The organism is Kitasatospora sp. NPDC048239 (assembly GCF_043202015.1).
In the GTDB taxonomy this organism is placed as follows: Bacteria; Actinomycetota; Actinomycetes; order Streptomycetales; family Streptomycetaceae; genus Kitasatospora.
Window position 1 is genome coordinate 292,943 of sequence record NZ_JBICZP010000009.1, and the last position, 16,705, is coordinate 309,647.

Below are 16,705 nucleotides of genomic sequence, written 5' to 3' on the forward strand. Positions count from 1 at the left end.
GGCGCTGAAGGCGGGCCCAACCGGTGGCGGAACGGCCGACCGCCCCGGGCCGGGGCCGTACAGTCCAGGTCATGACCGACATCTCCACACCGTGGCGCGAGCTCGAACGCACCACCGCCTTCAGCAGGTTCGGCCGGTCCGTGGACCGCGTCGAGTTCGAGCTGCCCGATGGTCGGAAGGAGGAGTTCTTCCTCAGGAGGGAGCGCCCGGCGGGCGCGGTGCTCGCCCTCACCCCGGACCAGCACGTCATCCTCGCCCGCCAGTACCGGCCCGGGCCGGACCGGGTGCTCTACGAGCTGCCCGGCGGCTTCGTGGAGCCCGGTGAGCAGGCGCCGGCCGCCGTCGCCCGGGAGCTGCTGGAGGAGACCGGCTACCAGGGCGAGGTCCACGCCGCCGGCGTGTACTGGCTGGACGCCTACTCCGACGCCCGCCGCTTCGCCTTCTTCGCCACCGGCTGCATCAAGGTCTGCGAGCCGCAGCCGGAACGCACCGAGTTCATCGACGTCGTCACCCTCGACCTCCAGGAGTTCCGCAGCCGTGTGCTCCGCAGCGGCGAGCTGAGCGACACCGCCGCCGCCTATCTCGCCCTGGACGCGCTGGGCCTCCTGTGACCTCCGGGTGGGCTCGGGGTGAGCTCCGGGGCGTGCGGGTCGGCGCCACGCTCACCCACCCGCCCCCCGGTGGGCCTCCGGTGGTCGCACCCCGGTGCCCGGCCACCCGCGGGGTACGAGGGCGGACCGGCTCACGGCAGCAGCAGCCGGGTGCCCGGCGGCAGCTCCCCGGACCGGGCGCCTTCGCGCAGGTGGGCGAGCAGGGTCTCCTGCAGCGCGGCCGCCGCCCGGGTGAGCGGCACCTCGTGCCCGTGGGCGACCGCGATGGTCCGCCCCAGGCCCTGCCCGGCGAAGGGCGTGACCACCAGGCCCGAGCGGGCGGCGACCATCCCCGGCAGCACGGCCGGGCCCAGACCCGCGCGGACGAACCCGAGCACCGCGTCCATCTCGCCGCCCTCCACCGCGAACTCCGGCTCGAACCCGGCCGCCCGGCAGGCCGCCAGGGTCGCCTCCCGGAGGTCGTAGCCCTCGCGGAACATCACCAGCGGCCGCCCGCGCAGCTCCTCCACCCGCACCCTCCGCCGGCGCCGCCCGGTGTCCGCCCCGGAGACCAGGACCAGCTCCTCGTGGAGCAGCTCGGTGACCGACAGCGCCGGCACCTCCTCGCCGCTGGGCGGGGTGATCACCAGTGCGAGGTCCAGCTCCCCCGCCGCCAGACTCCGGACCAGGTCCCGCGAACCGCCCTCCCGGACCACCAGCGCCACTCCCGGGTACCGGTCCCGGAAGACCCGCAGGACGTCCGGCACCAGGCTGGTGCACAGGCTCGGCGGCGCCCCCAGCCGCACCCGGCCGCGCCGCAGCTGCACCGTCTCCTGGACGGCGAGCCGGGCGCTCTCGGTGTCGGCGAGGATCCGCCGGGCCAGCGGGAGCAGCGCGCTCCCCGCGTCGGTGAGGGCGATGTTGCCCCGGGTGCGGTGGAACAGTTCGGCACCCAACTCCCGCTCCAGCGACCGGATCTGTTGCGAGAGTGACGGCTGTGCGACATGGGCCGCCTCGGCCGCGCGGGTGAAGTGGAGGGTCTCGGCGACCGCGAGGAAGTAGCGGAGTTGCTGGAGCTGCACACGGCCAGGATAGGCGCACACGATAGGTACCGACTATCGTCACGAGCCGCATCATGTCTTGGACGCACCATCGCCCGCTGCCTACCGTTGCAGGCATGACAACCGCGACGCGGACGGGCCGGCACCCGTCCATCCTGGTGACCCTCTGGCGGTCGACCGTCGGCAAGAAGGCGGTCATGGCCGTCAGCGGACTGGTCATGCTGCTGTACCTGGTCGCCCACATGCTCGGCAACCTCAAGGTCTTCTTCGGCCCGGACGACCTCAACGGCTACGCGCACTGGCTGCGCACCCTCGGCCAGCCGGTCCTGCACTACGAGTGGTTCCTCTGGATCGCCCGGGTCGGCCTGCTGGCGGCCGTCGGGCTGCACGGCGTGGCCGCGTACCAGCTCAGCCGGCGCGACCTCGCCGCCCGGCCCGCCAAGTACGTGCACCGGCGGCGGCGGGCAAGCTATGCGACCCGGACCATGCGGTGGGGCGGGGTGATCCTCGCCCTGTTCCTGGTCTGGCACATCCTGGACCTCACCACGCTCACCGTGAACCCGGCCGCCGAGCACGGCCACCCGTACCAGAACATCGTGGCCTCCTTCTCGAACTGGTACAGCTGCGTGATCTACATCGTCGCGATGCTCGCCGTCGGCCTGCACATCCGGCACGGCTTCTGGAGCGCCGCCCAGACCCTCGGCGCCAACAACGCCCGCCGGGACCGCGCGTTGAAGCTGACCGCCAACGGTCTGGCGCTGGTGCTGACCGTCGGCTTCCTGTCCGTCCCCGTCGCCGTGATGACCGGAGTGGTGAGTTGAGCACGTACGCCGACTACAGCGTCGGGGAGCCGATCGCCGACACCAGGGCCCCCGCCGGGCCGATCGAACAGCGCTGGGACCAGCGGCGGTTCGACGCCAAGCTGGTCAACCCGGCCAACCGGCGCAAACACACCGTCATCGTGGTCGGCACCGGCCTGGCGGGCGGCGCCGCCGGCGCCACGCTCGCCGAACAGGGCTACCACGTCGTCCAGTTCTGCTTCCAGGACTCCCCCCGCCGGGCCCACTCGATCGCCGCCCAGGGCGGGATCAACGCCGCGAAGAACTACCGCAACGACGGCGACTCCGTGCGCCGGCTGTTCTACGACACCGTCAAGGGCGGCGACTTCCGGGCCCGCGAGTCCAACGTGCACCGGCTCGCCCAGGTCTCGGTGGAGATCATCGACCAGTGCGTGGCCCAGGGCGTCCCGTTCGCCCGCGAGTACGGCGGCCTGCTGGACACCCGCTCGTTCGGCGGCGTCCAGGTGTCCCGCACCTTCTACGCCCGCGGCCAGACCGGCCAGCAGCTGCTGCTCGGCGCCTACCAGGCGCTGTCGCGCCAGATCGCCGCCGGGAACGTCGAGATGCACCCGCGCACCGAGATGCTCGACCTGCTCGTCGTGGACGGACGGGCCCGCGGCATCGTCGCCCGCGACCTGGTGACCGGTGCGGTCTCCACCTACACCGCCGACGCGGTGGTCCTCGCCAGCGGCGGCTACGGCAACGTCTTCTACCTGTCCACCAACGCCAAGAACTCCAACGCGACGGCCGTCTGGCGCGCCCACCGGCGCGGCGCGCACTTCGCCAACCCGTGCTTCACCCAGATCCACCCGACCTGCATCCCGCGCTCCGGCGACCACCAGTCCAAGCTCACCCTGATGAGCGAGTCGCTGCGCAACGACGGCCGGATCTGGGTGCCCAGGGCCCAGGGCGACACCCGGCCGCCGTCCGAGATCCCCGAGGCCGAGCGGGACTACTACCTGGAGCGGATCTACCCGTCCTTCGGCAACCTGGTGCCGCGCGACATCGCCTCCCGGGCCGCCAAGAACGTCTGCGACGAGGGGCGCGGGGTCGGCCCGGGCGGGCAGGGGGTGTACCTGGACTTCGCGGACGCCATCCGCCGGCTGGGGCGCGACGCCGTCGCCGCCAGGTACGGCAACCTGTTCGAGATGTACGAGCGGATCACCGCCGAGGACCCGTACCGGGTGCCGATGCGGATCTACCCGGCGATCCACTACACGATGGGCGGGCTCTGGGTCGACTACGACCTGCAGACCACCGTGCCGGGCCTGTTCGCGATCGGCGAGGCCAACTTCTCCGACCACGGCGCCAACCGGCTCGGCGCCAGCGCGCTGATGCAGGGGCTCGCCGACGGGTACTTCGTCCTCCCGCCGACCGTCAACGACTACCTGGCCCGCAACCCGCTGCCACCCGTCCCCGCAGACCATGCCGAAATCGCCGACGCCGAAGCCGAGGTGACGGACCGCCTGAACCTGATCCTGGCCGTGGACGGCGACCGGACGCCCGACTCCTTCCACCGCGAGCTGGGTGAACTCCTCTGGGACAAGTGCGGCATGGCCCGCGACGAGGCCGGCCTGCGCGAGGCGCTCGTCCGGATCCCGCAGCTGCGCGAGGAGTTCTGGCGGCGGATCAAGGTGCCCGGCACCGGCCTGGAGCTCAACCAGTCGCTGGAGAAGGCCAACCGACTGGTCGACTACTTCGAACTGGCCGAGCTGATGTGCCTCGACGCCCTGCACCGCGCCGAGTCCTGCGGCGGCCACTTCCGGCTGGAGAGCCAGACCCCGGACGGCGAGGCCGCCCGCCGCGACGAGGAGTTCTCCTACGCCGCCGCCTGGGAGTTCACCGGTACCGGCAGCGCACCCGTCCTGCACCGCGAGCACCTCGACTTCGAACACGTCCACCCCACCCAGCGGAGCTACACATGAACCTCACCCTGCGGATCTGGCGGCAGGCGGGCCCGGACGCGGCCGGCTCGATGACCACCTACCGGGTCGACGGGATCAGCCCGGACATGTCCTTCCTGGAGATGCTCGACACCCTCAACGAGGAGCTGATCACCCGCGGCGACACGCCCGTCGCCTTCGACCACGACTGCCGCGAGGGCATCTGCGGCGCCTGCGGCATGGTCATCAACGGGCAGGCGCACGGGCCCGAGCGGACCACCACCTGCCAGCTCCACATGCGGCACTTCTCCGACGGCGACACCATCGACATCGAGCCCTGGCGGGCCGCCGCCTTCCCGGTGGTCCGGGACCTCGTCGTGGACCGCTCCGCCTTCGACCGGATCATCGGGTCCGGCGGCTACATCAGCGCCCCGACCGGCAGCGCCCCGGACGCGCACGCCACGCCCGTCCCCAAGGAGGCCGCCGACACCGCGTTCGAGCACGCCGAGTGCATCGGCTGCGGCGCGTGTGTCGCCGCCTGTCCCAACGGCTCGGCGATGCTCTTCACCTCCGCCAAGGTCGTCCACCTCAACGTCCTCCCGCAGGGCGCGCCGGAGCGGAGGTCCCGGGTGAGGAACATGGTCGCCGCGATGGACGACGAGGGCTTCGGCGGCTGCACCAACACCGGTGAGTGCGCGACCGCCTGTCCCAAGGGGATCCCGCTGCCCAGCATCGCCGCCATGAACCTCGAGTTCCTCCGCAGCGCCGCGGGCTGAGCGCGGCCCCCGAGCCCTTCGCCGGGTCCCTTCGCCGGGTCCCTTCGCCGAGTGGCGGAGGGGGCCCGGTCCGGCACGCACCACCCGCCCGGACACAAGCCCTGCACGGCACTTGACCGATGCGGACACACCGTCGGCACCGCACCGGCACCTCGCGGTCGCGTCACCGGCCTGATCACAGCTCGGCAACGCACCCGAGCCCGGACCGCCCGCGCCTATAGCGTCTCCCCACCACGCTCACACCGATCTCATCAGGGGAGATCATGCGTACCTCAGCCCTCGCCCTTACCGTCCTCTCGGCAGGCCTGCTCGCGACGGCCACCGGCTGCTCCGGTGCCTCGCCCGCGTCAACCCCCGCCCCGCAGAAGTCCGTTGCGGCGGCGCCGGTGGCCGCCGCCACGACCGCGGCACCCGCACCCGACGCCGCCTCCGTCACCAGGCAGCTCGCCGCCGCCGGGCTACCGGTCAGACTCACCGTCACCTACGACGCCGGCAGCGATCCCAACGGCAAACTGGGCCGACCCCACCAGTACACCGGCAAGACCGCCTTCGACGACACCCGGGTCAGCAGCCTGGAGAAGGCGGCCGCCGACGCCTCCAAGGGCAGGCGTGACTCGATCTCCTACGGCGGCACCGTCGAGGTGTTCGCCACCTCCGAGGACGCCCAGGGCTGGGCGGACTACATCGACAAGGCGCAGCAGGCGATGGGCGGGCTGATGACGCCGGACTACATCCTGCGCAAGGGCCCGGTGGTGGTGCGGGTCTCCCATCTGCTGAGCGCCGAGCAGGCGAAGGCGTACGAGGCCGCGCTCTGACCCCGGATCGCCCCCGGCCGTGCCCCTGTTCCGTTCCGGAGCGGGGGCACAGCCGTGTCCGGGCTCCCCGGACGGGTGATGCTTCGTCGGACCGCTGCTCGTACCCGGGAATTCACGCTACCGTGGGGGTCGCTCCAGGGAGGGTTGCATATGCCCGAGGTTCAGTCCTGCTACGGCTGTGGCGGGTCCGGTGGAACCCAGAAAACCGAGGCCACGGTCGAGTTGGACGAGGAAGGGGGCATGGTGTCACGGACCAACACCTTCTGGTCGCCATGCAGTCAGTGCCAGGGATCCGGGACGGTGATCGTCGGATGAGGATGGTCTTCGAGTGCGTCGAGTGCGGCGTCCACTACCTGCCGCCGGAGGGCATGGTGTACCCGGACGGGCCCGCCTCGCCGCTGTGGTGCGCGCGCTGCCAGGAGGCGAAGCGCGCCGCCGGGGTCGGTGAGGACCCTCTGCTGGCGCGGGTGGCACTGGCCGCCGCGCGGGCGGCGCTCGCCACCCGGGTGCCGGGCGGCGAGGAGCCGGTCCGTTCCGACGTCCGACCGTCCCGGCCACCGCTGTCGCGCCGCGCGCGGTCGGGGCCGGGCGGGGTGCGCGGCAAGCTGGCCTGAACCCCGGACACCGGGGTTCTCAACGGGCGTTCCGAACCGATGTACCCGATTCGACGCGATCGGTCGGCTACGTGTTCACCAGTGCAGGCCTCGCCCCGCTCTCCTGCCCGCAATGACGGCATCCGCCTCAGGGGTGCGTTCCGGCATCGGGCCTCCGAGAGGCGGCCGGCCGGCGGGCTGCCCTCGCGGCGGCTCTTGACCGAGCGGCAGGGCGGGTTGGCGTAGGCGTCCAGCAGGGCAATGGCGACCGGGACCGGGCCTCGACGAGGCCCGCGCTCCGGCGACCGGGTTCAGAAGAGGGACTCCTGGGCGTCCCGCGCCGGCGGTCGGACCCGGGGGCGCAGCGCGAGGCCGCTCGGCGCCCGACCGGTCACCGGGGTGAGGGTCCAGCCGGTGAGCAGGCGGGTGTCCAGGAGCAGCGGGGTGGGCTCCGCCGGGTGGTCCAGCAGGAGATGCCGGCCGATCGGCGGGCGCAGCGCGCCGGCCAGCACGGCACCGGGGGCGAGCGGGCCGATCTGCCGGTAGTCGGCGGGTGCGCCGTCGGCCAGTCCGAAGAGCTCGACGTGGTCGCCGACGGGGTGGTCGGGCAGCAGGTCCAGGGAGTGGTCCTGGAGCAGGCGGTGGGCCTGTTCGCGGGCGTCGGCGAGGACCGCCCGGCGCTGGTCGGGGTCGCTCTCCTCCCACCAGCCGTCCACCTTGACCCGGCTGGTGAACCGCTCCCGGGCCAGCCCCGAGGCGGCGACGGTGAGTTCGGCCCGGCGAATGGCGGGGAGGGCGCCGCGTGCGGCGAAGGTGTAGGCGAGGGCGCCCTGTTCGAGCAGTCGGCTGCTGCCGCGTTGCTCGGCGGTGAGGCCGACCTTCAGCAGGCCGTCGCCGAACCAGGCGAGGTAGAGCAGGTAGGTGCGGCCGTCGTCGAGGATCTGGTCCCGGGCCAGGGCGAGGCCCCGGTCAACGCTCTGGCAGGCCTCGCACTGGACGGCGCCGCCGTCGGGCGCGATGTCCGCCCGGTGCGGGCAGGGGGTGCGCTCGGACCGGCCGGCGATCCAGGCGCCGGTACAGCGGCGGGGGCCCGCCAGCAGCCAGCCGACCTCGGTGCCGGCCGTGACGGCGCGCTCGTGCACGCGGCGGCCGTTGACGGCGCTGAGCACCGGTCGGCCGTCCTGCCAGTGCAGGCCGGTCGAGACCCAGCCGGTGGGTCCGCCCGGCTGCTGCGGTGGGGTCACGCCCGTCGTCACGTCTCCCGCCCTCACGTCTCCCGCCCTCCCGTCCGCTCCATCCGAACCATCCGAACCAACGAGGTTACCCGCCGACCCGGACAGCCGGTTCGGCGGGAGGTTTTCCGCGGGAGGTCAGGGAGGCGGGGCGATCCGGTCCGGACCGGGCAGGCGGGCGCAGGCCGGTTGGTACGGTCGCACCATGATCGATGAGACCTCCCCCGCGACCGCCCCCGAGCCCGGCCCGGTCACCGCCGACGACCTCGCGCACGCCCTGCGGCTCGCCTCCGCGACCCTGCGCGAGGTACCCGGGGACGCCGACTGGTCCCGGCCCGCCGGGACGCTGGAGTGGGACTGCTGGAGCACCGTCGAGCACCTGGCCGACGACCTGCTCGCCTATGCGGCCCAGCTCGGCCCGCAGGCCCCGCCGCTCGACCGCTACGTGCCCTTCGTGTCCTCCCGTCCGTTCCCGGGCGGCCCCAACTCCTTCGTCTTCGCCCGCCGCGAGACCGGTCCGGCCGGGCTGATCCAGGTCCTGGAGGCGAGCGGCGCCCTGATGGTGTCGATCGCCCGCACGGCCTCGCCGCAGACCCGTGCCTACCACCCCTGGGGCGTCTGCGACCCGGCCGGCTTCACGGCGATGAGCCTGGTGGAGACGCTGGTCCACCTGCACGACGTCGCCGAGGGCCTCGGCACGGTCTGGCTGCCGCCGGCCGACCTCTGCCTCCGCACCCTGGCCCGGCTGTTCCCCGACGTGCCCGTGGCGCCCGGCGAGGACCCCTGGCCGGTCCTGCTCTGGGCCACCGGACGCGCCGACCTGCCTGGCCGCCCCCGCCGAACCGACTGGCGCTGGTACGCGGAGGTCCGCCCGGCGACCCCCTGATCCGGACCGGGCGCCGGTCGGCGGCGCGGCGCGGATCCCTCAGCCGGAGGGCGCCGGGTCGGCCGTCGCCGAGCGGTAGAACGCGATCTTGGCGTGGATCAGCCGCTGTTGGCGCCGCAGGTGTGCGATCTGCTCCTCCACCTGGGCGTCGTGCTGCTCCAGCAGCGCCATCCGCGCGGCGAAGGTACCCTCGCCCTCGCGCACCAGTCCGGCGAAGCGCCGCATCTCGGCGATCGGCATGCCGGTGTCGCGCAGGCACCGGAGCACCGCGAGCCACTCCAGGTCGTGCGGGGTGAACCTGCGGTGCCCGGTGTGCGAGCGTCCGACCGTGCCCAGCAGGCCGATCCGCTCGTAGTAGCGCAGCGTGTCCAGACTGAAGCCCGACCGCGCGACGGCCTGAGCGGGCGTCAGGTCCGCGCGGACGGCGGCGCCCTCCCCCGGGGCGGCAGCGGGAGCCGGGTCGGGCACGGTGTCGGATGTCATGCCGGAGATCATGCCATCGCCGGTGGCCCGTGCTCCGCCGTCCGGCCGCCGCTTGACCTGGAGTGCGGTCCAGTTGGCAGGGTTCCGAGGGCACCCCCCACCACTCCCGTCCCTGGAGGAACCATGCGTTTTCGTACCCTCGGCAGCCGTGCGGACGGCACCCCCGGGCCGCTGGTCAGCACCCTCTGCCTGGGCGTCCTCCCGTTCGGCACCAAGGTCGACCGGGCGGGCTCGTTCGCCGTCCTGGACCGGTTCGTCGAGCGCGGCGGCACCTTCATCGACACCGCGAACTGCTACAGCTTCTGGATCGACGGCGCTACCGGCAGTGAGAGCGAGCTGATGCTCGGCAGCTGGCTCGCCGAGCGTGACGCGCGCGGCGAGGTGGTGCTCTCGACCAAGGTCGGAGCCCGGCCGGCCGGCCCGGGCGAGTGGCCGGCCAACGCCGAGGGGCTCTCCGCGCAGGCGATCCGGGCCGGCGTCGAAGGCAGTCTCAAGCGTCTGGGAACCGACCGGGTGGACCTGCTCTACGGGCACATCGAGGACCGCTCGGTGCCGCTGGAGGAGACCGTCGACGCCTTCGGCGCGCTCGCCCGGGACGGCGTCACCGACCTGCTCGGCATCAGCAACCAGCTGACCTGGCGGTTGGAGCGCTCCCGCGCCACCGCCCGGGCCCGCGGCGTCGCCGGCTACACCTGCGTCCAGCAGCGCTACACCTACCTGCGGCCCGCGGCCGGGGCGCGCTTCGACACCCAGGAGCACGTCACCCCCGAACTCCTCGACTACGCCCGTACCGAGCCCGGTCTCACCCTGCTCGCCTACACCCCGCTGCTCTCCGGCGCCTACACGGACCCGGCCAAGCCGATTCCCCCGCAGTACGACCACCCGGGTGCGACGGCTCAGCTCGCCGCCCTGCGCGAGGTCGCGGCCGAGACCGGTGCCACCGCCGGCCAGGTCGTGCTCGCCTGGCTGCTCGGCGGCGAGCACCCGGTCCTCCCGGTGATCGGCGCCACCACGGTCGCCCAGCTCGACGAGTCCCTGGACGCGGTCGACCTCGACCTGACCCCGGCCCAGCGCCGCCGCCTCGACGAGGCGTGACCAGCCGGTCGGCGAGCCGGGCCGGGGCCTCCCCCGGGAGGGCGGGTCACGCACCCGGGGCGCCGCCCGCCCGCCGGGGTGCGGTCAGTGCTCCGGGATGCGGCCGCACATCGCGTTGCCGGGCTCGGACGGGTCGGCGCTGATCCAGAACTGCTCCCACAGCAGGGCGAATTCGGGTCGGCTGAGATACCCGTCGCCGTCCAGGTCGAGCAGGTCGAAGACGTCCTCGGTCTCCACGCTCCGGCCGTGCCAGACGTCGACGAGGCGGCGGTGCTCGGCGTGCGAGATGCGGCCGTCCCCGTTCTCGTCCACGGCGTCGAAGACGGTGTCGGCGGTCGCCGTGACGACCTCACGCAGGGCGGGGAGCCGGTCGACCAGGGCCAGGAACTCGTCCATGTCGATCCTGCCGTCGTGGTTGGTGTCGGCCACCGTGAGCAGGTGGTCCCACCAGCCCGTCATGAGCGCCTCGACCCTGGCCCCCAGCCCCGCGTCCCGCTGGACGGCCGGCAGGCGGCTCCAGCGCTCCGCCAGGGCCCCGAAGTCGTCCTGCCGCAGGCAGCCGTCCCCGTCCGTGTCGAAGGCGGCGAAGACGTTGCGGAGCTTGCGCTGCTGGAACTCGCTGGCCATGAACGGGCCTCCCCTGTGCCGAACCACCGCGCCACCGCGTGTGGGCGGCAGGCTGGTGACTATAAGTGCGCAGCGCGACCGCCACCGGGGCTTCGGGCGAAGAACGGGGTTTCCCGGCACGGCCGCCCCGGGGTGTGCTACCGACGGCATTCGACGGCCGGACCAGAAGTCGGGGACCGGCCCCGGAGCGCGCCTTCCCCGGGCCTCCGACGGTGGGGCCGCCCGGGACGCGCGGCGGAGTCCGGCCGCCGCCTCGGCAGGGCGCCGAACCGGAAGGTAGTATCCGTTTTCGTACTGACTGAATATCAAGTACGCGCCTTTTATCGGCAATTGCCGTCGGGGACGTCGGACCACCCTCAACCGGTGGCGACCTGGGAAGTCGCGCCGCGCCGCGTCCCCTGCGACCACCTTCCGTACCGGAACCGGCCACCGGAGACCCCGACCGCCGGAACCGGCAAGAACCAGAAAGCGTCCATTGGTTGCCATCGCACATTCCGAGCTCGACGTCTTTCCACTCTGCCTCGGCGGCAGCGTCTTCGGCTGGACCGTCGACGAGCGGACGTCCTTCCGCGTTCTCGACGCCTACGCCGACGCGGGCGGGAACTTCATCGACACCGCCGACTCCTACTCCCAGTGGGCCCCCGGAAACACCGGCGGGGAGTCCGAGTCCATCCTCGGCAACTGGCTTGCCGCACGCGGCCGTCGGGACCGTTTCGTCATCGCCACCAAGGTGGGCCGGCTGAACGGGCTGTCCGGGCTCACGGCGAAGGTCGTCCAGCAGGCGGTGGAGGACTCCCTGCGCCGGCTGCGGACGGATCACATCGACCTCTACTACACGCATGCGGACGACCCCGGGACGCCCCTCGAAGAGACCCTCGGCGCACTCGACGCCCTGGTCGCGGCGGGGAAGGTGCGCCACCTCGGCGCCTCGAACATCAGCGGCCCCAGACTCGCCGAGTCCCTTGAGGTCTCGCGGCGTTCGGGGCTCGCCTCGTACGTGGCGGTCCAACCGCCCTACAACCTCGTGGAGCGCGAGCCCTTCGAGAGCGCGATCGCGCCGGTCTGCGAGCGCGAGGGCATCTCCTGCGTCCCGTACTTCGCCCTCGCCCAGGGCTTCCTGACGGGCAAGTACCGCGAGGGCGCTCCCGCCGTTGCCAGTGTCCGCACCGGCGCGGCCCAGCCGTACGGCGAAACACCCCGAGGCCGCGCGGTGCTCCGGGCGCTGGACACCATCGCCGCCGGGCACGGCACCGCGGTCGCCGCGGTGGCCCTCGCCTGGCTGAGAGTGCAGCCCCACGTCGTCGCTCCGCTCGCCAGCAGCAGGACGCCCGAGCAGCTCGCCGATCTGATCCCGGGAACGACGCTTGAACTCTCCCCGGCCGAGCTCCAGTTGTTGGATATCGCGTCACGGACCGCCGCGGCGGACGACCATGCGCCCGTCGGCTGAAGGAGGAGGAGCCGCCATGACGATCGCACCCCACACCGCCCTGATCGGATTCGACGCCCTCAAGTCGTTCATCTCCGTGGCCCGCGACGAGTACGAGGCCTGTACCCCGGAGGAGCCGCCCTCCTGTTTCGCCCTCCTGCTCGGCACCGTCGTCGACGGTGTCGCGGCCGTCACCGCGGTCCAGTTCGCGACCAACGTCCGCGCCACCGACCCGACCGCGGTCGAGGAGTTCGCGCGATCCATAGCGCCGTGCTTCGGGGGCGCCTACCGCAATCCCCGCCGGGGATTCTGGTGCAGCTCGCGGGACCTGCTCCGCATCCACCGGGAGGCGGACCGCGACGGGGTCGAGATCCTGGGCTCCATCCACCTGCATCCCGACTGGCACCGGATCGGCCCGCCCGAGGAGCGCGGGCTGCGAATAAGCGAGCAGCCGACACCGATGGACCGCTACATGTCCGCCAACACCCGGTACCCGGTGAACATGATCTGCTACCTGGAGTCCGGCCCGCAGGGGGTTTCCGCCGCACTCGCGGCATGGGGTCCGCCCCCTGAGGGCGAGACCGCGGCGCCGTGTCCGCGGCTCGACCTGAGGTTCGCCACGTCCTGACGAGCCGGCAGGGCCGCCCCTCGACGCCGGCGGGGCTCCGCCCCGGTCACGCCCTCGGGTGCGACCGGGGCGGAGGCGGGCCGCCTCGGAAAAGCTGTTTCATTCACATAAATGACAACCTTTCCATATTTAACAGATGGGAAGGAATCCACGCTCAGACCCGCCACGCCGGTTTGCATTTGGATAGCCAACAATCAGTCCCGGACCTGCTCTAATGGGCCCGCGCCTGAATATCCGTGCGGCACTCCAGGGAACGGCGGGACATAGCGCGATCATGGGTACGTTCTCCGACACCGTATTGCTCGCACTGAGCGATCCCGACCGCCTCAAGGGCGCCTTGGCCCCGGCGGACGACAGTAGCGGGATTCTCACCCTGATCAACGCGACCCATGAGCTCGCATTCGCCCGCATCGACCGGGTCACGGACGTCCGGGTCGGCGACATCGTGCTGCAGCAGCCGTTCTTCCCGGTCCGGCGCGTCAGCGGCGACCTCAGCCGGACCGTGCCGAACTACGTCCGGGACGATCTGCGGCTGACCGTGACGCACGAGCCGATCTGGGCCGATCTGCTCGCCCGCGTCCACGTCGACCTGGTCGCCGAGGTCGATCCGGGCGGCGTGGAGTCGGTGGTGACGCGCATGGTCGACGGCATCTCCACGCTGGACGACTTTCGCGCGCAGGTCCCTTTTCTCGATCTCGACGAATTCATGCACCGGCACCAGCTGGCGACGGTGGAGGACCTCCGGGAGGCCGGCGAGTACCTGGTCGCCGAAATCCGGCTGCGCGCACCGCCGCAGTTCGACCCGACGGATCCGGCCAATTCGTACCGAATCGAGATCGCCGTCGCCGTTCTGGCGGTGGACTCCCTCGACCTCACGGAGGGGCTGCGCGCCGCCAAACGGCTTCGGTCCTCGGCCTCCGACCTGCTGGCTCCCACCCGGCCCTCCCTCCTCGGCGAGGCGAAGGCGCCGTACGCCGTGGCCGTCGTGTTCCCGGCCGCATCGGCCGCACCCGATCCGCAGGCCGCGGCAGCGGCCGCGACGAGGCTCTTCGCCCACGAGGACGTCCTGAGCCTGTTCCTGAGCACCCCCTAGACAGGAGTGGAGAGGCCCCCGTGCCCGTCCCCATCGATGTGCCCGAACCCCAGGACGGCGCCCAGTCTCCACCGGCGCCCCCGGCCGGGGAGACCGACCGGGGGACCGCCACCGGCGAGCAGGCCGTCACGGCCCTGCCGGCCCTCTCCCCGAGCGAACTGACCTCCCTGCAGAGGAAGTTGCAGGCGAAGTACCACTGAGGAAGGCCCGACAGAACGGAGACGGCGGATGACCGTCAGATACATCAGAGTCAACCCCACGGTCGACCTGTTCGCGCCCGTCACGCGGGCGTTCGGCAACATCGCCGTGATCGGCAAGGTCACCGATACGGGCTCTCCCCCCGCCGACGTCGCGCAGGTGGGGGTGCCGCTCATGTTCACCGACCCCGCCGAGGCGCGCCGCCAGGCTCCCGGCGATCTGGGCGCCTCGATCGGACTGGCGTTCCGGCAGTCCCCGGGGCCCTCCGTGGTGTGGGGGGTCCGCGTCGACGACGCGCCCGACTACGGCACCGCCCTCGACGCCGTGGCCGCCCTCGACGTCCAACTGGTGGTGCTCGCCAACGTCCCCCTCGACTCGGCCTCAGGCACCGCAAACGGCAGCCCGGGGGCGATCGCGCTCCTGGCCCGGCACGTGGACGAGGTCTCCCAGACCGGCGGCGACGGCAAGGAGCGGATGGGCGTCGCCATGCTGACCAAGGGGTCGGCCGATCCGTCGATCGTCAACGGGGCGCTGGCCAGCGACCGGATGGTCTACGTCGCGCACCAGAGCGACGAGGACGCCGCCGCCGCGGTGGCCGGCACGATCGCCGGGCACGCCCCGCACGTCTCGATGCTGCTGAAGCAGGTCCAGATCACCAGCCCGCCGTTCACCCCGTCCCAGATCCAGACCCTCAACGGCACCGAGGTCGAGACCGGTCCGGTGCCCTCGGGCCCGGCCGGACTCGGCGTCAACTGGCTCACCACGCCGTCGCTGATCCCGGGCCAGGGGGTGTACCTCGGCGAGGGGTACACCGGCAGCAGCGCCCCCGGCAAGAAGAAGTTCATCGACATCGTGCGGACCGTCGACGACGTCTCCTTCCGGCTGAAGGCGCAGCTCATCAAGACGATCGGCAACCTGCGGATCAGCCGGTCCGGACTGCGGGCCCTGGTGGGGCAGATGGAGTCGGTCCTGGATCCGCTGCAGCGGGCCGAGGTGCTCGACTCCTACCGGATCGACATTCCGCTGCTGCGCCTGCTGGACAAGAATCCGGCGAGCCTGACGCCCTCGGAGGGCGCCCAGATCAACAACGCCCACGCGCAGCGGGTGGTCGAGGCCCTGGTCACGGTCGAGTACGCCGCGGCCGTGCACCGGCTCAACATCGCGCTGAAGTTCCAGTAGTCCCCAGCGCTGCCAGAGTTCGACGAGTCCCCGGAACCCCCGAACCCCCGCAGCCCCAGAACCCCCGCAGCCCCCAGAGTTCGAAGAGCCGCAGAGGAGGAGAACGCGCATGGCCGACTGGAACACCAGGCTGGAGGTCAAGCTCGGCGACGCCACCATCACGCCGATCTCGACGTTCACACCGACGTTCAACGTGCCCCACACGGTGATCCACAGCATTGAGGCGGACAACGTCGGCTACGTCCGGCAGCCGTTCACCTTCACCTTCACCATGGCGGTGCCCGCGGTGGCGTCGGCGGTCGCCGACCTCACCGAACTGGCCACCAACGGGGCGGAGTTCTCGATCGCGGTCGCGGAGAAGAAGGGCACCGACTGGGCCTTCAAGTCACTGAAGTTCGCCCGCTGCGTCGTCACCTCGGCCAGTCCCAGCAACGTCGTCATCGACGGTGTCCCCCAGGCGAGCTTCAACTGCCTGGCGCTCACCGTCGGACTGGAGGCCTGAGCCGTGGCCGACGACGACTCGACCGTGGCGCTGCCGTCGTACGACGGAGGCGGGCGGGTGGAGCGAACCGGGATCGCGCTGGTGCACGAGGGCGAGTACGTCGTCCCGGCGGTGGGCGGCGAGGCGATCGTGTCGCCCCACGGCGACGGCGGGACGGTGATCAACTTTCACTTCCCGGTGGAGGTGCAGGTGGTCGGCGCGCTGAGCGACAGCCACGTCCAGCAGGTCGCGGCACACGTGTTCAGCGAGTTCGAACGTGAGCTGACGAGCCGCCTGTGAGCGGGGCGAACATCCCGGTGCTGGTCGGCGCGGTGCCGCTGCTGTACGTGCAGTCGATGACGATCAACGAGGGTTACCGGATCGAGCGGATCGCCGGCGGCCGGTTCTCCCAGGCCACCCAGCCGACGACGAAGACCATCGCCATCGAGGCGATGCTGATCGGGCCGGAGCGCCTGCTGCTGAAGAAGGCGCTGGAGGTCATGGCGCTGACGTCGCGGCTGCTCGTCTCGACCGCGGCGCCGCTGCTGGCCGTCGCCGGCATCCCGGTGGTGTCGGGGTTCACGATCAGCCTCGACATGCAGATCACCGACCTGCGGTTCACCCAGAACGTGCAGAAGCGCGAGGCCCTCGACGTCAGCCTCACCCTGCAGCAGGTGCCGAGGTCCGCCGTCACGGCGGCGATCGGCGAGGCCGCCGACCTCGCCCTGGCCGTCGCGACGGCGGCGCTCCCGAGCGGCCCGCCGCCGAATCCGATTCCCCGTACGCCGCGAGGCCCGATGTAGCCGGAGGGATTGTGGCA

Annotated in this window: 20 protein-coding genes; 16 read left to right on the forward strand and 4 right to left on the reverse strand. The window is 72.2% G+C overall.

What is annotated here, in order from left to right:
* The first annotated feature begins 71 nt into the window (after positions 1 to 71).
* Positions 72 to 611 carry an NUDIX hydrolase gene (locus ACGFZP_RS24960; protein WP_392936890.1) on the forward strand — a complete coding sequence of 180 codons (540 nt, stop codon included), beginning with the start codon at positions 72 to 74 and terminating at the stop codon, positions 609 to 611.
* A gap of 131 nt (positions 612 to 742) precedes the next feature.
* On the opposite strand, the gene ACGFZP_RS24965 is transcribed toward ACGFZP_RS24960, so the two are convergent.
* Positions 743 to 1,672, reverse strand: a complete 930-nt coding sequence (locus tag ACGFZP_RS24965) for a LysR family transcriptional regulator (RefSeq protein WP_392936892.1) — start codon at positions 1,670 to 1,672, stop codon at positions 743 to 745.
* A gap of 95 nt (positions 1,673 to 1,767) precedes the next feature.
* On the opposite strand from ACGFZP_RS24965, the gene ACGFZP_RS24970 reads away from it, so the two are divergent.
* The 5 genes from ACGFZP_RS24970 (at position 1,768) to ACGFZP_RS24990 (ending at position 6,578) form a co-directional block, all read left to right on the forward strand.
* The gene (locus ACGFZP_RS24970; RefSeq protein ID WP_392936894.1) at positions 1,768 to 2,472 is read left to right on the forward strand and encodes a succinate dehydrogenase cytochrome b subunit; all 705 of its coding nucleotides are present in this window, start codon (positions 1,768 to 1,770) and stop codon (positions 2,470 to 2,472) included.
* A complete protein-coding gene (locus ACGFZP_RS24975; RefSeq protein ID WP_392936896.1) occupies positions 2,469 to 4,415 on the forward strand; it encodes a fumarate reductase/succinate dehydrogenase flavoprotein subunit in 1,947 nt (648 codons plus the stop codon). The genes ACGFZP_RS24970 and ACGFZP_RS24975 overlap by 4 nt, the downstream gene beginning before the upstream one ends.
* On the forward strand, positions 4,412 to 5,149 hold the full coding sequence (locus tag ACGFZP_RS24980) for a succinate dehydrogenase/fumarate reductase iron-sulfur subunit (protein WP_392936898.1): 738 nt from the start codon (positions 4,412 to 4,414) through the stop codon (positions 5,147 to 5,149). Before ACGFZP_RS24975 ends, ACGFZP_RS24980 begins: the two co-directional genes overlap by 4 nt.
* 263 nt (positions 5,150 to 5,412) lie before the next feature.
* Positions 5,413 to 5,964, forward strand: coding sequence for a hypothetical protein (locus ACGFZP_RS24985; RefSeq protein WP_392936900.1), 552 nt, complete (start codon positions 5,413 to 5,415; stop codon positions 5,962 to 5,964).
* 311 nt (positions 5,965 to 6,275) lie between these two features.
* On the forward strand, positions 6,276 to 6,578 hold the full coding sequence (locus ACGFZP_RS24990) for a hypothetical protein (RefSeq protein ID WP_392936903.1): 303 nt from the start codon (positions 6,276 to 6,278) through the stop codon (positions 6,576 to 6,578).
* A gap of 290 nt (positions 6,579 to 6,868) precedes the next feature.
* Here ACGFZP_RS24990 and ACGFZP_RS24995 read toward each other — a convergent pair whose 3' ends face one another.
* Positions 6,869 to 7,813, reverse strand: a complete 945-nt coding sequence (locus ACGFZP_RS24995) for a DUF2797 domain-containing protein (RefSeq protein ID WP_392936905.1) — start codon at positions 7,811 to 7,813, stop codon at positions 6,869 to 6,871.
* A 181-nt stretch (positions 7,814 to 7,994) separates the two neighbouring features.
* Between ACGFZP_RS24995 and ACGFZP_RS25000 the strand changes: the two genes are divergently transcribed.
* Positions 7,995 to 8,675, forward strand: coding sequence for a maleylpyruvate isomerase N-terminal domain-containing protein (locus tag ACGFZP_RS25000; protein ID WP_392936907.1), 681 nt, complete (start codon positions 7,995 to 7,997; stop codon positions 8,673 to 8,675).
* Positions 8,676 to 8,714: 39 nt separating this feature from the next.
* Here ACGFZP_RS25000 and ACGFZP_RS25005 read toward each other — a convergent pair whose 3' ends face one another.
* Positions 8,715 to 9,158 carry a MerR family transcriptional regulator gene (locus ACGFZP_RS25005; protein ID WP_392936908.1) on the reverse strand — a complete coding sequence of 148 codons (444 nt, stop codon included), beginning with the start codon at positions 9,156 to 9,158 and terminating at the stop codon, positions 8,715 to 8,717.
* A 123-nt stretch (positions 9,159 to 9,281) separates the two neighbouring features.
* On the opposite strand from ACGFZP_RS25005, the gene ACGFZP_RS25010 reads away from it, so the two are divergent.
* A complete protein-coding gene (locus ACGFZP_RS25010; protein WP_392936911.1) occupies positions 9,282 to 10,253 on the forward strand; it encodes an aldo/keto reductase in 972 nt (323 codons plus the stop codon).
* 84 nt (positions 10,254 to 10,337) lie between these two features.
* Here ACGFZP_RS25010 and ACGFZP_RS25015 read toward each other — a convergent pair whose 3' ends face one another.
* Complete coding sequence (locus ACGFZP_RS25015) at positions 10,338 to 10,880, reverse strand: EF-hand domain-containing protein (protein ID WP_392936913.1); 543 nt, start codon at positions 10,878 to 10,880, stop codon at positions 10,338 to 10,340.
* A gap of 475 nt (positions 10,881 to 11,355) precedes the next feature.
* Here ACGFZP_RS25015 and ACGFZP_RS25020 point away from each other — a divergent pair, with 475 nt between their 5' ends.
* The 8 genes from ACGFZP_RS25020 to ACGFZP_RS25055 all read left to right on the forward strand — a co-directional run bounded on the left by ACGFZP_RS25020 (position 11,356) and on the right by ACGFZP_RS25055 (position 16,688).
* Positions 11,356 to 12,327: an aldo/keto reductase gene (locus tag ACGFZP_RS25020; protein WP_392936916.1), complete on the forward strand. Its 972-nt coding sequence runs from the start codon at positions 11,356 to 11,358 to the stop codon at positions 12,325 to 12,327.
* Positions 12,328 to 12,343: 16 nt separating this feature from the next.
* Positions 12,344 to 12,934 (forward strand): hypothetical protein, encoded by a 591-nt coding sequence (locus tag ACGFZP_RS25025; RefSeq protein WP_392936918.1) that lies wholly within the window; start codon positions 12,344 to 12,346, stop codon positions 12,932 to 12,934.
* Between the two features lie 214 nt (positions 12,935 to 13,148).
* On the forward strand, positions 13,149 to 14,027 hold the full coding sequence (locus ACGFZP_RS25030) for a hypothetical protein (protein ID WP_392936919.1): 879 nt from the start codon (positions 13,149 to 13,151) through the stop codon (positions 14,025 to 14,027).
* 20 nt (positions 14,028 to 14,047) lie between these two features.
* On the forward strand, positions 14,048 to 14,227 hold the full coding sequence (locus tag ACGFZP_RS25035; protein WP_392936921.1) for a hypothetical protein: 180 nt from the start codon (positions 14,048 to 14,050) through the stop codon (positions 14,225 to 14,227).
* Between the two features lie 28 nt (positions 14,228 to 14,255).
* Positions 14,256 to 15,404, forward strand: a complete 1,149-nt coding sequence (locus tag ACGFZP_RS25040; RefSeq protein ID WP_392936923.1) for a hypothetical protein — start codon at positions 14,256 to 14,258, stop codon at positions 15,402 to 15,404.
* A 109-nt stretch (positions 15,405 to 15,513) separates the two neighbouring features.
* Entirely contained in the window at positions 15,514 to 15,906 is a 393-nt protein-coding gene (locus tag ACGFZP_RS25045; protein WP_387943195.1) for a hypothetical protein, read from the forward strand.
* 3 nt (positions 15,907 to 15,909) lie between these two features.
* Positions 15,910 to 16,185, forward strand: a complete 276-nt coding sequence (locus ACGFZP_RS25050; protein ID WP_392936925.1) for a hypothetical protein — start codon at positions 15,910 to 15,912, stop codon at positions 16,183 to 16,185.
* Entirely contained in the window at positions 16,182 to 16,688 is a 507-nt protein-coding gene (locus ACGFZP_RS25055) for a hypothetical protein (RefSeq protein WP_392936927.1), read from the forward strand. The genes ACGFZP_RS25050 and ACGFZP_RS25055 overlap by 4 nt, the downstream gene beginning before the upstream one ends.
* Positions 16,689 to 16,705: the final 17 nt, after the last annotated feature.

What these genes read in the sequence shown, in the direction of transcription:
- ACGFZP_RS24960 (WP_392936890.1), top strand. Translation starts at nt 72, where the DNA reads ATGACCGACATCTCCACACCGTGGCGCGAGCTCGAACGCACCACCGCC.
- ACGFZP_RS24970 (WP_392936894.1), top strand. Translation starts at nt 1,768, where the DNA reads ATGACAACCGCGACGCGGACGGGCCGGCACCCGTCCATCCTGGTGACC.
- ACGFZP_RS24980 (WP_392936898.1), top strand. Translation starts at nt 4,412, where the DNA reads ATGAACCTCACCCTGCGGATCTGGCGGCAGGCGGGCCCGGACGCGGCC.
- ACGFZP_RS24985 (WP_392936900.1), top strand. Translation starts at nt 5,413, where the DNA reads ATGCGTACCTCAGCCCTCGCCCTTACCGTCCTCTCGGCAGGCCTGCTC.
- ACGFZP_RS24990 (WP_392936903.1), top strand. Translation starts at nt 6,276, where the DNA reads ATGAGGATGGTCTTCGAGTGCGTCGAGTGCGGCGTCCACTACCTGCCG.
- ACGFZP_RS25000 (WP_392936907.1), top strand. Translation starts at nt 7,995, where the DNA reads ATGATCGATGAGACCTCCCCCGCGACCGCCCCCGAGCCCGGCCCGGTC.
- ACGFZP_RS25005 (WP_392936908.1), bottom strand. Translation starts at nt 9,158, where the DNA reads ATGACATCCGACACCGTGCCCGACCCGGCTCCCGCTGCCGCCCCGGGG.
- ACGFZP_RS25010 (WP_392936911.1), top strand. Translation starts at nt 9,282, where the DNA reads ATGCGTTTTCGTACCCTCGGCAGCCGTGCGGACGGCACCCCCGGGCCG.
- ACGFZP_RS25015 (WP_392936913.1), bottom strand. Translation starts at nt 10,880, where the DNA reads ATGGCCAGCGAGTTCCAGCAGCGCAAGCTCCGCAACGTCTTCGCCGCC.
- ACGFZP_RS25025 (WP_392936918.1), top strand. Translation starts at nt 12,344, where the DNA reads ATGACGATCGCACCCCACACCGCCCTGATCGGATTCGACGCCCTCAAG.
- ACGFZP_RS25030 (WP_392936919.1), top strand. Translation starts at nt 13,149, where the DNA reads ATGGGCCCGCGCCTGAATATCCGTGCGGCACTCCAGGGAACGGCGGGA.
- ACGFZP_RS25040 (WP_392936923.1), top strand. Translation starts at nt 14,256, where the DNA reads ATGACCGTCAGATACATCAGAGTCAACCCCACGGTCGACCTGTTCGCG.
- ACGFZP_RS25045 (WP_387943195.1), top strand. Translation starts at nt 15,514, where the DNA reads ATGGCCGACTGGAACACCAGGCTGGAGGTCAAGCTCGGCGACGCCACC.